This is a genomic window from Chitinophagaceae bacterium (assembly GCA_016710165.1).
Classification (GTDB): domain Bacteria; phylum Bacteroidota; class Bacteroidia; order Chitinophagales; family Chitinophagaceae; genus Ferruginibacter.
Genome location: JADJLJ010000002.1, coordinates 166,842 through 181,330 on the forward strand (window position 1 = coordinate 166,842; position 14,489 = coordinate 181,330).

At 45.6% G+C, this 14,489-nt stretch carries 13 protein-coding genes and 2 pseudogenes; 3 read left to right on the forward strand and 12 right to left on the reverse strand.

What is annotated here, in order from left to right; translation table 11 throughout:
- Positions 1-14: 14 nt before the first annotated feature.
- The 9 genes and pseudogenes from IPJ02_11105 to IPJ02_11145 all read right to left on the reverse strand — a co-directional run bounded on the left by IPJ02_11105 (position 15) and on the right by IPJ02_11145 (position 8,023).
- Positions 15-1,629, reverse strand: a pseudogene (locus tag IPJ02_11105) (hypothetical protein).
- Positions 1,630-1,991: 362 nt separating this feature from the next.
- Positions 1,992-2,408, reverse strand: a complete 417-nt coding sequence (locus IPJ02_11110; GenBank protein ID MBK7376083.1) for a hypothetical protein — start codon at positions 2,406-2,408, stop codon at positions 1,992-1,994.
- 459 nt (positions 2,409-2,867) lie between these two features.
- The gene (locus tag IPJ02_11115; protein MBK7376084.1) at positions 2,868-3,266 is read right to left on the reverse strand and encodes a hypothetical protein; all 399 of its coding nucleotides are present in this window, start codon (positions 3,264-3,266) and stop codon (positions 2,868-2,870) included.
- Positions 3,263-3,675: pseudogene (locus IPJ02_11120) on the reverse strand (hypothetical protein). The gene IPJ02_11115 and the pseudogene IPJ02_11120 overlap by 4 nt, the downstream one beginning before the upstream one ends.
- 205 nt (positions 3,676-3,880) lie before the next feature.
- Positions 3,881-5,179 (reverse strand): M20/M25/M40 family metallo-hydrolase, encoded by a 1,299-nt coding sequence (locus IPJ02_11125; protein MBK7376085.1) that lies wholly within the window; start codon positions 5,177-5,179, stop codon positions 3,881-3,883.
- An 82-nt stretch (positions 5,180-5,261) separates the two neighbouring features.
- Positions 5,262-5,993 carry a response regulator gene (locus IPJ02_11130; protein MBK7376086.1) on the reverse strand — a complete coding sequence of 244 codons (732 nt, stop codon included), beginning with the start codon at positions 5,991-5,993 and terminating at the stop codon, positions 5,262-5,264.
- Positions 5,994-6,080: 87 nt separating this feature from the next.
- Positions 6,081-6,314, reverse strand: coding sequence for a hypothetical protein (locus IPJ02_11135; GenBank protein ID MBK7376087.1), 234 nt, complete (start codon positions 6,312-6,314; stop codon positions 6,081-6,083).
- On the reverse strand, positions 6,311-7,258 hold the full coding sequence (locus IPJ02_11140) for a histidine kinase (protein MBK7376088.1): 948 nt from the start codon (positions 7,256-7,258) through the stop codon (positions 6,311-6,313). Before IPJ02_11140 ends, IPJ02_11135 begins: the two co-directional genes overlap by 4 nt.
- Before the next feature lie 99 nt (positions 7,259-7,357).
- Positions 7,358-8,023, reverse strand: coding sequence for an NAD(P)-binding domain-containing protein (locus IPJ02_11145; GenBank protein ID MBK7376089.1), 666 nt, complete (start codon positions 8,021-8,023; stop codon positions 7,358-7,360).
- Between the two features lie 57 nt (positions 8,024-8,080).
- Here IPJ02_11145 and ruvB point away from each other — a divergent pair, with 57 nt between their 5' ends.
- Both ruvB and IPJ02_11155 read left to right on the forward strand, forming a co-directional pair.
- The gene (gene ruvB, locus IPJ02_11150; GenBank protein MBK7376090.1) at positions 8,081-9,121 is read left to right on the forward strand and encodes a Holliday junction branch migration DNA helicase RuvB; all 1,041 of its coding nucleotides are present in this window, start codon (positions 8,081-8,083) and stop codon (positions 9,119-9,121) included.
- 58 nt (positions 9,122-9,179) lie between these two features.
- Positions 9,180-10,253 carry a serine hydrolase gene (locus IPJ02_11155; protein MBK7376091.1) on the forward strand — a complete coding sequence of 358 codons (1,074 nt, stop codon included), beginning with the start codon at positions 9,180-9,182 and terminating at the stop codon, positions 10,251-10,253.
- A 176-nt stretch (positions 10,254-10,429) separates the two neighbouring features.
- Here IPJ02_11155 and IPJ02_11160 read toward each other — a convergent pair whose 3' ends face one another.
- From IPJ02_11160 to IPJ02_11170, 3 genes are all read right to left on the reverse strand, one after another.
- Entirely contained in the window at positions 10,430-11,128 is a 699-nt protein-coding gene (locus IPJ02_11160) for a response regulator transcription factor (protein ID MBK7376092.1), read from the reverse strand.
- A 233-nt stretch (positions 11,129-11,361) separates the two neighbouring features.
- Positions 11,362-11,736 carry a four helix bundle protein gene (locus IPJ02_11165; protein MBK7376093.1) on the reverse strand — a complete coding sequence of 125 codons (375 nt, stop codon included), beginning with the start codon at positions 11,734-11,736 and terminating at the stop codon, positions 11,362-11,364.
- Between the two features lie 94 nt (positions 11,737-11,830).
- Entirely contained in the window at positions 11,831-12,784 is a 954-nt protein-coding gene (locus tag IPJ02_11170) for a c-type cytochrome (protein ID MBK7376094.1), read from the reverse strand.
- Between the two features lie 85 nt (positions 12,785-12,869).
- On the opposite strand from IPJ02_11170, the gene IPJ02_11175 reads away from it, so the two are divergent.
- A complete protein-coding gene (locus IPJ02_11175) occupies positions 12,870-14,426 on the forward strand; it encodes a DUF853 family protein (GenBank protein MBK7376095.1) in 1,557 nt (518 codons plus the stop codon).
- Positions 14,427-14,489: the final 63 nt, after the last annotated feature.

The following is a 14,489-nucleotide window of genomic DNA, read 5'->3' on the forward strand; positions in this document are numbered from 1 at the left end:
GCAACTTCACCCCGTTAATTATCCTTCTTTTTTAAAAATGCTTTGGCAGCCTGCAATTCCTGTCTGACTGCCGTACCTGAATTAGTGATAGCCAATAGTTGCTGGTAATAAAGGTTGCTTTTTCGGAGTTGTTATTCCTTTCGCTTGCTAAAGCGGCACCATATAGGCCATTGAAGCGGTTGGGATGTTTTTTGAGGCTTGCTTCATAAGCAGACAGCGCTTCGGCAGGTTTATTCAATTGTAATAACATATCGGCCAGCAATTCCATGGCAGGTAGTACTTCACCCGGAGTTACCGGATGTTTTTCGGTTTTATTTTCCATGCTGACGGCAGCCTTCATACTTGTAAGCGCTTCCTTGCTTTTTCCTTCTTTCAAAAGTATCCATGCCTCGCCGGTCTTTACCTGTATCTGCACCTGCCCTGCCTTGTAATCATCTTTTTGATCCATCAATGCCTGCCGGATCTCGGTAAGTTTTTTTAATTCTGCTTTGGCTGAATCGAGGTTGCCGGTATGAGCAGACCCAAGCAGCCTGGTAAAATGAATGATGGCCTTTTGCCAGGTAAATTTTTCCCAGGGAAGGTGCAGGGGAGGCATGGGTAAAGCAGCGGCTTCCTTCCACAGTTTATTTTCCAGCACATACCTGGATGGAATGGCAGCAAATGCATACAGGACCTTAAAGTTAACCGGAGAAACATCCTGCATGGTATTTAAATAATCCCATTGTTGTTTTGCAAGGCTGTTCTCCCCTTTTTGCAAATAACCATATACAAGGTAGTCGAGGGCGTGCAACTCCTCATCCCAATGGCCCTTTAGCCCCGCAGATTCTGCATAGCATTTGGCCGAAGAAGCAGCGGCGATATTTGACCCGATGCATTCATCCCATAGACCCAGCCGGGTGAAAATATGTGATGGCATATGCTGCGCATGTGCCGATGAGGGGGCGATGGCTGCATATTTCCTGGCAGCAGGCAGGGCCAATAACGCCAGTTCCGGATAATCGTACGTATGAATAATATAATGCACGATGCCCGGGTGATTGGGGCCTTCCGGGAACAAACTGGTGAGGATGCTGCCGGCTTTCCGTTGGTTGAAAAAAGTTTGATCAGCCGGATCAGCCGTTGCCACCAATGCCAATGAATAAAAGATGGCGGCTTCTTTACTGGCCGGGTATGTTTTAAAGATATTTTCCATTGCCTTTTCATAGGCCAGGCTCCGGGGGCGGTGATCGGTCGTAGTCCAGTCTTTATAAAATTCGGCAATAGCATTGATAAAACCAGTTTCCATTTGTGATCCTTGCGTTTTTCCAGTTCGGGTTGGGTGGGGGGCGCCCAAAGCGGGTGATAATTGCTCATGGCTGCTCCCCAGTAAGCCATGGTACAGCCTGGTTCATCATCTATGATCTTTGCAAATACCTTTTCAGCTTCGTCGTATTCAAAGGAGTGAAGCAGCGCTACAGCCAGGTCAAAATCCTTCTTGACATTGTCCGGGCAGGATGTTTCAAATGCAACGGAGCCAAATTCTTTACCGGGCGGGCCACAGGAAATTATATCCCCCCTTTTAAGGCCGATCTCATTTATTGCGTTGCTTTCCGGGGCCTTCTTTTTTCTCTGGCATGAAACAGGGAACAGTTATAAGCAGAAAAGAAATACCTGTGCAACCCGTACTATTTTTTTCATGTTTACCCGATTAAAATTATTCAGGAGGTTTTAGCAGGGTGATGACAGGGCAGCACATCAACGAATGGCAGCGGTCAGCATCCTGTTGTCAAAAGTACCCGGATTAAAGATGCGGTTTTTTTGTTTAGAATGCAAAGCGTCCTTTCCCTTTTATCACAGCCTTGGTTCGTGGGCCAGGAACCGGGGCGGAGAAACTGAGCGTTTTCCCGTCAAACCCCAATTACGTCAAACCAATGCTGCCTGTAGTTGATTGGTTCTTTAGAGTTTCATATGGTCGATCGTTTTGACAAACCGGAATATTTGCCAATTTTCCCCTAACCCCCACCACTCATTTGAATATTTGTCTTTGTCGTAAAAGTTTTAATGGTTTTAAGTGAGTCGCATGGGGTATAAACTAGAAAGATTGGATACTTAGAAGGCCAATTGGTCTTTCGGGAGTACCAGTTTGTAACCTTGTTACACATATGTGAGGAGGCATCTGTAATTCCGACTTTCTTAAGTATATTATATTCGTTTGCATAAGAATCTTTTATGTCTGGCAAGCCGTTATATGGGCCTATTCGGAATAATGAGTCAAGTTTCTTATCACCCTTCAATTTTGTAATGAGAGAATCTAAAGTTGGTTTATTTTGAAAAAACATTTCAGCCAACTCTTCATGAGTTTTTGTTCCATGACATCCTCCTAGTATTAAAATGGATAAAATTGAAATCAAAGTACTGGAACGTGTCATTGGTGTGTTGTTGAGAATTGCTGCCAACATCTGTGTTTCCGCTAATATACACTACTGAAATGCGGTAAGCAATTTTTTAACCAGGTAATAAAAAAACGCTACCTCAATGAGTAGCGTAAATACATTTCAGTAGTTACTATTACTTCTTTTTCTCCACCCGCGTCGGCGTATCCTTTCCGCTCACGATCGTTTTGCTGCTGAGGGCAATGGCTTTAATGATCTCGGCCATATTGTTCATGTTCTTTTCTCAGCAACGTTTCTCCTGTGATTTGTGTGCTGGCTGACGGGGACGTTGCGTAATTTAAAAAACAAATTCGTTGACACAACGTCCCTTGCAGGAGAACGTTGCTGGGAAGGGATATTTTGCTAGGGAACCGGAACGACATCTACCCCGGTTTGTGCCACTGACCGGGGCGGATGGATACTGTGGAAATTGCTTTTATATCCGGAGTTGATATTTTATGTTCCTTGTTTTTGATTTTTGTTTATGGTAAAGTAGGCAAAAAGGGAGAATGAGAAAGTCAGGACAATTCTGAAGATCATCGCACCTATAGTTTTGTTTTCATGCACTCGGCCAGATTGGATATAGAAAAGAAAACCAATAAATGCAATGGTTAAAATTACCGTTGTAAGTCCCAGCGTTTTGTAGGTCCAGGTTTTTACCGTAAGAAGACCGTAAACAGAAAAAAGATAAAATAAACTGCTGATGAAATTTGTCCAAACAATAAACAGTACATAGTTGCCTTCTCTTACCCGGATGTTGAACAGGTCAAAAATTACTGATGCGCTTAGGAATAATGTCAGCAAACCAAAACCAGTCAAAACAGCCGCTGCTAAATAACGTATGCCTTTTTTCATTTTTGTGTCAGCTGTTTCATTTTAAGAAAGGCCAAGCCAAGCCAAACTATAGACAAGGTCATTGCAACAGCACCTACCAAAACCAAAATCGGGGTAAACCCAGGTATACTTCAGATAAAATTCCGATTGGCATCAATAAACCTGCTAAAGCCAGCCAGGAAATGGCTTTTATATATTTTATTTTGTCAATAAAGTGAAGTAATAAATAACCAATAAGAATATTTAAAAAGGCAAAGAGGTTTCCGTGCACATGTGCAAGCCGGGCTTCAAAATGCTTTCCAATACTGTACGAGTTTGCCCATTCCGCTTTTCCGGGTGCAAAGTCACGAAGATAAATAAGCAAAAAGCCATAAGCCATAAAAAAGCCCATGGTCAAAAAACCTATTGCTATGTTGTTTTTCCCGTTCATAATCTGATATTAAAATAATATGATAGAATGTTTGGGTAAGGTACTGTTGATGCCTTATATTAAATATGACTGGCGTCACATTTTTGCCTCGCTGGATCCGTCTGCCGATACGGTAGCCGGAAATGTATTGCCGGTTATTGGTTTTGCAGGTAATAAAAAAGCGCTACCCTCAATGAGTAGCGCAAATACATTTCAGTTGTTACTATTACTTCTTTTTCTCCACCCTCGTCGGTGTATCCTTTCCGCTCACGATCGTTTTACTGCTGATGGCAATGGCTTTAATGATTTCGGCCATATTGTTCATGTCCAGCGTGCCGATCTCATCGCTTTGCTTGTGGTAGTTGGGCTCGTTATTGGGCGCTTCTTCCATTTTAGAGGTGGAGATGGTATGGGCAGGCACACCCAGTTCGGCCAGGGTGGCATTGTCGCTGCGGTAAAATAAATTCTGCTTCGGATAGGGGTCGGGCTCAAAACGGAATCTGGATCCTTCCAGGTTGGCCTGCAATATCTTTCCCATATCGCTTTTTTCGTACCCGGTTATGTAGGCACTGTTAGTGCCCCATTTGCTTTCGGTGCCGATCATTTCAATATTGAACATGGCCATCACGTTGTCCGGGTTCATTTGTTTGCTGAAGTAACGGCTTCCAAATCCCCCGATCTCTTCGGCGGTAAAGGCAACAAATACCAGTGTACGTTCATTGTTCTTTGCCTGGCTGAAATATTTTGCCAGCATCATTACGGCGGTTGTTCCGGCGGCATCGTCATTGGCGCCGTTGAAAATGCTGTCCTGGTTCTTATCGGGTTTGCCAATACCTAAGTGATCGTAATGCCCGCTGAAGACAACGTACTCATCTTTCTTACTCTTGCCCGGAATTACGCCCACTACATTCTTCAGCTTCTGGACCGTTTGTTCATTTTTAACGTGCAGGTTAAAAGAAGCGGGATTGGGGTTGGTGGTCAGCACCAGTACCTGCGAAACACCGGAAGGGAATTTGGCATTGCCGGCAAAGCGCTGCATGCTTTTGAAGCGGCGGGTATGGGCCGTATCCACCAGTATCAATACATTCTTTTCCAGGTCAAACAAAGGGAATACCACTTTATTAAAAGTGTCTGTTGCTTTAACCATGATCACTTCATAATCTTTCAGTGAAGTGATATTCAGCTCCGCCGCTGTTGTAATGGCCGCAACATTATCTGTTGTAAGCGGTTCGTTATCAAGCATGCCTTTTACTTCCACGGGCTTGTTCCGGGTCATGGCAAATTCCTGGAAATAGGATTTTGCACCGCCAAAGAATTGCAGTTTGCTTTTTGCAAATTCTGATGCAATGAATTCCGCCGCTTTATCTATGCCCGGCGTAAATGCCCGGCGACCCTGCATGTCATCGGCAGAAAGGATCCGTTCAATACGATCCACTTCCGCAGCATTGATGATCTTATCAATGTTCTGAGCAAAAGAAAACAGGCTTATCAGGCCTGTTGCAATAGTTAAAAGTAGTTTCTTCATTATTGTTTATTAATTCTTAATAAGATAATATGGTTCAATGAACGATTGAAACATTTAAACGTCTTCAACCCTTCAACGCTTTCTACAAACTCATCATCTCCTTGAACTTCACCGCCTGTCTCCGGCTCACTTCGATCTTTTCGCCGCCCTGCAGCTCCAGCAAAAGCCCGCCATTGAAATAGGGCTCTATCTTCTCGATCATACGCAGGTTAACGATGTGCTTGCGGTTGGCCCGGAAGAAGACTTTTTCATCCAGCCTCTCTTCCAGCGCATTCAGCGATTTTAAAATGAGCGGCTTGTATGTGCTGAAAAATACCTTGGCATAATTGCCCACACTCTCAAATAACCTTACTTCGCCCAGTTTAACAAACCAGCAGCGTTCGCCGTCCTTTACAAAGACCTGGTCATGTTCGGTTAATATGCCCCGGTTGATGCCGGCCATAGCAGTGGCCATTTCCTTTTCTTCCGCCAGTTGCAGTTTGTGAATGGCATCGGCCAGGCGCTTGGGTTCAACCGGTTTCATCAGGTAATCCAGGGCATTCACTTCAAATGCCTTCAGGGCATATTCATCGTAGGCCGTTGTAAAAATTACATGCGGGGCGCTGTCGAGTTCGGTCAGCATATCGAAACCCGTCTTGCCCGGCATCTGGATATCCAGGAAAATAAGATCGGGTGACATGCTTTCAATTTTTTCCAGTCCTTCAGCCGCATTGGCTGCTTCGCCGATCACTTCGATCTCCGGGAATTCCATGAGGAGTTTTTTCAGTTCATTTCTTGCCAGTCTTTCATCGTCAATGATCAATGCCTTTTGCATACTATCAAAGTTTTAGTTGAGTGAATCTATACCATCACAGGGAGGGAGACTTTTGATTCCACCATGCCGCCATCAATGTTCTTTATCTCAAAAACAGCCTTGCCCTGGTACATCAAATTTAACCGATCCTGCGTACTTTTTATACCAAAGCCCTGTCTGTCCGGCATCGCCGTTTATTTTTCCGTTCAGGTACCCGGTATTCTGCACCAACAGTTCCAGGTGATGATCGGTGAAGCCGGCCACGATACGAACCAACCCCCCGTTTATCAATTTGCTTATTCCGTGTTTGATGGAATTTTCCACCAGTGTCTGCAGCATCATGGGCGGCACGGCTGCTCCAGGGTGTCTTTATCAATATCCAGTTCCACTTTCAGCCTTTCTTCAAAACGCATCTGCTCAAGCGCCAGGTAATCTTTTACAATATCCAGTTCACTTTGCAGTGTCACGGTCTCGGCTTTCTCTGCCTGCATGCTGCTGCGGAGGATATTGCTCAGTTCGGTGATGGCACGGCGGGCCCGGGTAGGATTCTCATCCACCAGGGCACGGATGCTGTTGAGGGAATTGAATATGAAATGCGGATTGATATGCGACTTGATGGTCTTTAGTTCCAGTTCCTTGACCGTGGATTCCAGCTTCAGCCGGTCGAGCTGGTCTTTCCGGTTCTTTTCCACGTAGTGGTAAACAATGTAGATGAGCATCCAGATGGCAACCAGCAACAGGTTATAATAAATGCTTACGAGGTCAGACTTGTTCTGGAATGTCCATTCGCCCCTTTTGTTGCGGTACCACCCGGTGTTCTTTTTGATTTCCGAGATGCCTCTTTTTATTGAACTGTCTGTTATTAAAGCAGGGTCTTTGTAATAGGTGAGTGAAGTAAGTCCGTACTGCTCCTCCATTTTTTTGGCTTTTTCCAGCCGTTTGTTGATCACGTATTTGTCGTACGAATACCCCGAACGGGTCTCAATGAAATTATCAGCATAAAATAGTGCAACACCGGTAGCGCCAACCACCACGATGAACAACGGGACAATGCGGTTGATGGAAAGTTTAAGCCAATGGGTCCTTTTTAAAATAAGGCGGGCCACATGAGTAACAAAGATGCCCACGACCAGGAAAATGCCCAGGCTGATAAGGTTTTCTTTTTCGCCGCCCTGTTCTTTCAGGCGGTCGCCAAAAACCACAAAGTTGAAGTATAGAATGATGAGCCCCCACAAGCCCCAGCCGGTTACCTGGCATAGCCAATATCTTACATTTGTCTTACTCATGCCTCAAAATTACCCACCAATATAGTGAAAATACTATTGGATATGATTAATGGCGAAATGGGGGGCTGAGAGGTTGAAAATGTCAACTGTTTATGACAATTATTCTTTACCTGTCTGTTTTTTCAACAACCGGAAAGCATGGGTCCACTGGCCGCGGATAAACCCCGGGATGCACCAGAGGATGCAGAGTGACTCGATCGGCCTGGCGGCTTCCGCCTTGCCCATATCCTCCGTTTCCCAGCCAAAGGAATCTAAAATGGCTGTAACGGTCTTCTTGGCATCCTCGTCATTGCCGCAGATGAACATGGTTGGTTTTTCACCCCCAAAGTCGGGTTTATACATAAAGGCATTTCCCACGCTGTTGAACGCTTTTACCAGTTTGGCCCCTGGCAGCATCTTTTGCAGCCTTTCCATCAGTGATTCATCCGCACTGGTGAAATAAGGCAATACACCATTCACCGGCGGGCGGGTATGATCAATGGGATTGGTTGCATCGATCACGACCTTTCCGTTAAAATGCTCAGGACCGCTGCTACTGATCACCTGGGCGGTAATATCCCCGGCAGTGGCAAGCAGGATTATTTCACCAAATTTTGAAGTATCTGCAAATGAGCCGGCTCTTCCACCCGGGTTTTGCAAAAGCCATTTTACCACCTCTTCCTTGTTCAGGTCTCTTGTACCCAGCATTACCTGGTGACCTTCTTTTAAGAATGCGTTTCCTAAAACACGTCCAACGATGCCGCTGCCGAGTATTCCTATGTTCATAAAAAACTGATTTTACTGATTAATGATTAGTTTTACAAAGTTGATAAAAAATTGTTCATGGCCAACCCCAATTTAAATAGTGAATCCGCCTTTTTGAAGCCTGCCGACAGGGAGTTTGAGAACAGCATACGGCCCTCGGTCATAGACGATTTTTCGGGCCAGTCGCAGATCATCGGGAACATCAGCATCTTTATTAAAGCTGCCAAAATAAGGGGCGAAGCACTGGATCATATCCTGTTTCATGGACCGCCGGGATTGGGAAAGACGACCCTATCCAGAATTGTTGCAAATGAGTTAGGGGTAAACATCAGAGAAACAAGCGGACCGGTGATCGAGAAGCCTGGTGACCTGGCTGGGTTGCTTACTAATTTAGAAACCAATGATGTTTTATTCATTGACGAGATCCACCGCCTGAGTACGGTGGTGGAAGAATACCTGTATGCGGCGATGGAAGATTACCGCATCGACATCATGATCGACAGCGGGCCCAATGCAAGAAGTGTTCAGCTCAACCTGAATCCATTCACCCTGATCGGGGCCACCACACGAAGTGGTTTACTTACGGCTCCGTTGCTTTCCCGGTTCGGCATCAAATCAAGACTGGAATATTATGATACGGTTACGCTGAAGAATATCATCCAGCGTTCGGCAAGAATATTGAGCACAAAGATCACCAGCGATGCGGCAGATGAAATTTCACGCCGCAGCCGGGGCACACCCCGTATTGCAAACGGCCTGTTGCGCCGGGTGAGGGATTTTGCACAGGTGATCGGGAACGGGGTGATCGACCTGGGCATCACCGAACATTCTTTGAAAGCACTGAATGTTGATAAGCATGGGCTGGATGAAATGGACAACCGTATTCTTTCAACCATCATCGAAAAATTCAAAGGCGGCCCGGTAGGGATCACCACCATTGCCACCGCAGTTGGCGAAGAAGTGGGCACACTGGAAGAAGTGTATGAGCCCTTCCTGATCCAGGAAGGCTTTCTACAACGTACGTCAAGGGGAAGGGAAGCCACGGCAAAAGCCTATGAACACCTGGGAAGGAGATCATCCGGCGGTAGCGGCAATTTACTTTTCCACGATACTAAATAATGCAGGCAGCCGTTAAACTTCTGTGCCAGGTCCCTGTCTGAGATACTCAACCTTTTCTATGCGAACATTAATAGCTGCAGCCACCATTTGCATATTATTTTCATCCTGCAAGAAAGATGAAGCAGCACCTGCCCCGGTAACTCCACCCGCCAGCATGTATTTTCCGCCCATTGGAAGCGATGCCTGGGAGACGGTATCTACTCAATCCCTGGGCTGGGATGTGACAAAACTGAACGAAGCCATTGATTATGCCGGAACAAAGAACACCTATGGGCTGATCATTTTATACAAAGGACGTATCGTGGCAGAAAGATACTGGAACGGCTGGAACATGAACACGGTATATTATATTGCTTCTGCGGGGAAAAGTGTTACCGCATTTTTAGCAGGCATAGCACAGCAGGAAGGCCAGCTGAACATCAATAATAAAACCAGCACGTACCTGGGAACCGGATGGACATCGGCCCCATTGGCAAAAGAGGACCTGATCACAGTAAGGCACCAGCTGACGATGACAACGGGTTTGGAATATAACGTGCCCGATGATGATTGCATTACGCCTGCCTGTCTTACCTATAAAGCAGACGCCGGTACTTTCTGGTATTATTACAATGCACCGTACCGGCTGCTGCAGAATGTGATCGCCAATGCAACAGCTACCAATTATAATACCTACACCAAAACAAAACTGGCGGATAAGATCGGCATGAAGAATTATACCTGGTATAATTATGTGCTGTGGCTCAACAGCAGGGATATGGCCCGGTTTGGTTTACTGACCCTGAATAAAGGAATATGGAATGGCAATACGCTCATGACCGACCCCGCTTATTTCAATGCCATGACGAATACATCTCAGAATTATAACCAGTCGTACGGATACCTCTGGTGGTTGAATGGAAAGCCTTCCTTCATGGTACCAACGCTGACGGCCGTCTTCCCGGGAGCTTTGAATCCTGCTGCACCCGCCGATATGATATCCGCATTGGGAAAGGGAGATAAGAAGATCTATGTGATCCCATCCAAAGACCTGGTGGTGATACGGCATGGCGATGATACCGGCGATGCAGTGCTGGGGCCCTCTTCCTTCGACAATACTTTCTGGGCAAAACTGATGCTGGCTGTAAAATAAGATGGCGATTCACTTTTTTAATGAGTAATATGGAACCACGAAGGCACTAAGTCACAAAGAATAGACGAAGACGGCGTTGTATTTGTTCATGCCTGGTGGTTAAGATCCCAAAGCAGGTATGGGATAAAATAAAAGCCCCGCAATATTGCAGGGCTCCTTTATAAAAAAAACTTTTTCTATTCAGTTACCACCAGCCTGAATCCGTTGCCGTGAATGTTCACGATCTCGATGGCTGAATCTTCTTTTAAATATTTGCGAAGCTTGGCAATATATACATCCATGCTGCGGCCATTGAAATACGTGTCGCTTCCCCATATTTTTTTCAGGGCGATCTCACGGCTCAGCAGGTCGTTCTTATATTCACTCAGCATTTTCAGCAATTCATTTTCCTTCGGGGAGAGTGTCTGCACTTTTCCGCCAACGGATAATTCCCGCAGGCGTGGGTTGAAATGGTATTTGCCCAGGTCGTATTCGGCATTCACTTCCTCCCGGTGCATTTCTTCGTTGCGCTTGAGAATGGCCTTTATCTTATGCAGCAGTACTTCGCTGTCGAATGGCTTGGTGATGTAATCATCCGCTCCCAGTTTATAGCCCTGTATGATATCATCCTTCATGGTCTTTGCACTCAGGAAGAACAGGGGCACATCGGGGTTCACATCCCGGATCTCTTCTGCCAGGGTAAAGCCGTCCATATTGGGCATCATCACATCCAGCAGGCAGATGTCGAATTTTTCACGCTGAAAAGCAGCGAGGCCGAGTTTGCCATCCCTTTCCAGGGTCACATCATAATCATTCAGCTCCAGGTAGTTCTTGAGCACCATGCCAAGATTCGTATCGTCTTCGCAAAGTAATATTTTGGGTTTAGTGTTTTCCATTGTTGTTGGTTTATGAGCAAATAAAATTAAATCAATTTTGTTAAAGCGAATATAGTGCCTAATTTTTTGTTAAAGGTAAAATTAAGTCATTAGTCATTAGTCATTAAGTCATTAGGTCATTGAGTCATGGTCGTGCGCGTTCAATTTGCCCGGGCCCCTGTTTGGGGAAAAGGCATGCCACGGGGGGGGGAGGGGGGTGAAGTTTATTAGAAGGTCATTAAGTCATTGGGTCATTATTTGCCTCGGGGATTTCCAATGCTTTTGATGTAGAGATTGAGAAGCAGGTGGCATTCTTTCAGCCTGTTTTGTACCATATCGAACTTCTCCTGTGTCAGCAGTTTCCGGTTGTATGCTTTTTGGTTGGCTGTTTTTGTTTCAAACAACGAACCTCTTGCATACCAGCAGAAGTTTTTGTTTTCCTTGTAATGATACCTGCCGTAACCTTCAGCTATATTTAGTGCAATCGAATCAGCAGCCCTCGAAAATTGATTGCCAAGACTCTTTCTGCAAAATACGTCCCACCCAACAGTGATCCCATGAACTAATTCACCAATTTCCATGGTAAGAGTATAGACACGCAGATCTTCAAGCAGGATCATTGATTTCAATTTGAACAAAAATAGATATGCCTCTGCCAGATTCCGGAGAAAAACCTCAAATTCTTTGGTTTTTTTAATGACCCAATGACTTAATGACCATTGACTATTGTCTTTTCACATACTTCTTATCCGTCAGCGTTCTCAAAAACGCAATGATGTCTTTCTTTTCCTGTGCCGTTAAGCGGAGGGGTGTTTTAAGTGCATCATCCCTGTTGATGGAATTATCTACAAACCAGTCGGGGCTGTTGTAATAATTGAGTACTTCTTCCAGGGTCCTGAACATTCCATTGTGCATGTATGGGGCTGTCACGGCAACATTACGTAAGCCAGGCGTTTTGAATCTGCCTTTATCACTTTCTTTTTTTGTGATGTTGTACAAGCCGGCATCATTCAGTTTTCTTTCATCATACAACCCGATATTTTTAAATTCATCTGTGGTGAAGTCTTCCATGCGGTGGCAGTCGAAGCATTTTGCCTTATCGCCCACAAATAACTGTCTTCCCCTTTCTTCCGGGGCGGTCAGTTTCCCCATATTATTGCTCCAGTCATCAAATTTGCTGTCAACGGTTTCCAGCGTTTCTTCAAAAGCGGCAAAGGCAGCCGCCAGGTTCTTTGCATCCGGTTTTTGTTTAAATACCCGTTGAAAAAGCAATTTGTATTCTGCGGATTCATTCAGCCGCATTACCGCTTCTTCAACAGGCAATCCCATCTCATCCGGGTTCTGGATGGGCATCAGCGCCTGTTCTTCCAGTGAAGCGGCCCTGCCATCCCAGAAAAAATAAGGACGGTTCTTCATGTTCAATACAGAAGGGGTATTCCGTTTGGTGAGTTTTCCGCCAATCCCAATGCTGAATGCGGAGGTATCGGCAAAAGCAAATGTTGGTTTATGGCAGCTGGCACAGCTGATGGTGGAATCTTTGGAAAGTATTTTTTCGGAGAATAGTTTTTTACCGAGGGCGGCTTTGGTGGTTATTGCAATGCTCTCTTTTTCAAGAAAAGAACTGATAATGGCGATTGCAATAATTGCAGCAGGTATAGAAATAAATAGCCTTTTCATTGATGCAAATTTACAGGAAGTAGCGGTAAAAATCTTCATGTACAATTAAGCAACAGGTTGTACCTTTCCTTTAAAATAAAGTACAATGGCAAATAAGGAAGCATTCATACAGGCCATAAAAAACGGGTATACATTCAAGGGAGAATCCGTAAAGATCGGCGCAGCAGTACTGGACGGGGAACTGGTACCCGAAGCAGAGATCTTTTTGCCGTTGAAGACAATGAACCGGCACGGATTGATCGCAGGGGCCACCGGTACCGGCAAGACAAAGACCCTGCAGGTGATCAGTGAGTTTTTAAGTGATGCCAGTGTGCCGGTACTGGTAATGGATATTAAAGGCGACCTGAGTGGTATTGCTGCCATGGGCGCAGACAACGACAAGATCAAAGACCGGTACCAGAAACTGAAGATGGAATACAAACCTGCTTTGTTCCCGGCCGAGCTGATGAACCTTACCGGGCAGAAGGGAGTACACCTGCGTGCGACCGTAAGTGAGTTTGGCCCGGTATTGCTGAGCAAGATACTGGAGCTGAACGATACACAGGGTGGCGTAGTGGCGCTGATATTTAAGTATTGTGACGATAACCAGTTGCCCTTGCTTGACCTGAAAGATTTTATAAAACTGCTTCAATACATTGGTGACGAAGGCAAGGCAGAAATAGAGAAGACCTATGGTAAGATCTCCACATCATCCACCGGTACCATTTTGCGTAAAGTGATAGAACTGCAGCAGCAGGGCGCCGATATCTTCTTCGGTGAAAAGAGTTTTGAAGTGGATGACCTGATGCGCATTGCGGATGACGGAAGGGGAATGATCAGTGTGTTAAGAGTGACCGACCTGCAGGATAAGCCAAAACTGTTCTCCACCTTCATGCTGCAGATGCTGGCCGAATTGTATGCCACCTGCCCGGAAGAGGGAGATATGGATAAACCCAAACTGGTGATGTTCATCGATGAGGCTCACCTGATCTTCAATGAAGCCAGTTCAGCACTTTTACAGCAGATAGAGACCATCGTAAAACTCATCCGTTCAAAAGGGATCGGTGTTTTCTTCTGTACACAAAACCCGATGGATGTACCGGCCAGTGTATTGGCGCAATTGGGTTTAAAAATACAACATGCCTTACGTGCTTTTACCGCAGCCGACAGGAAGGTGATCAAACAAACGGCAGAGAACTATCCCGAAACGGAATACTACAAAACCGAGGACCTGATCACCCAGTTGGGGATTGGTGAAGCGCTGGTGACCATGTTGAATGAAAAAGGTATTCCCACACCGCTGGCACATACCATGCTTTGTGCCCCACGCAGCCGGATGGATGTATTGACCGAAGCAGAGATCGGCAGCATTGCTTCCCGGTCAAAACTGGTGGCCAAATACAATAAGGTCATAGACAGTGAAAGCGCTTATGAAATATTAACGGCCAAATTGCAGGAGGCGGCAGAGAAGTCAGCACAGGAGGGAACCACCACCACAAAGAGATCAGCAAAGGAAGAACCTTCGACCCTGGAAAAAGTTACCAATAACACTATTGTAAAAAGCATGGCCCGCACAGCAGGCAATACCATCGTGCGGTCATTGCTCGGCGCCCTGGGATTAGGAGGCCGCAGCAGGAGCAGGAAAAGCAGTAGTTGGTTTTAGTCGAAACATGCCCTGGCACCGAGTGTGACCTCGATTTATGATTATGTTAAAATGCCGGTTCAC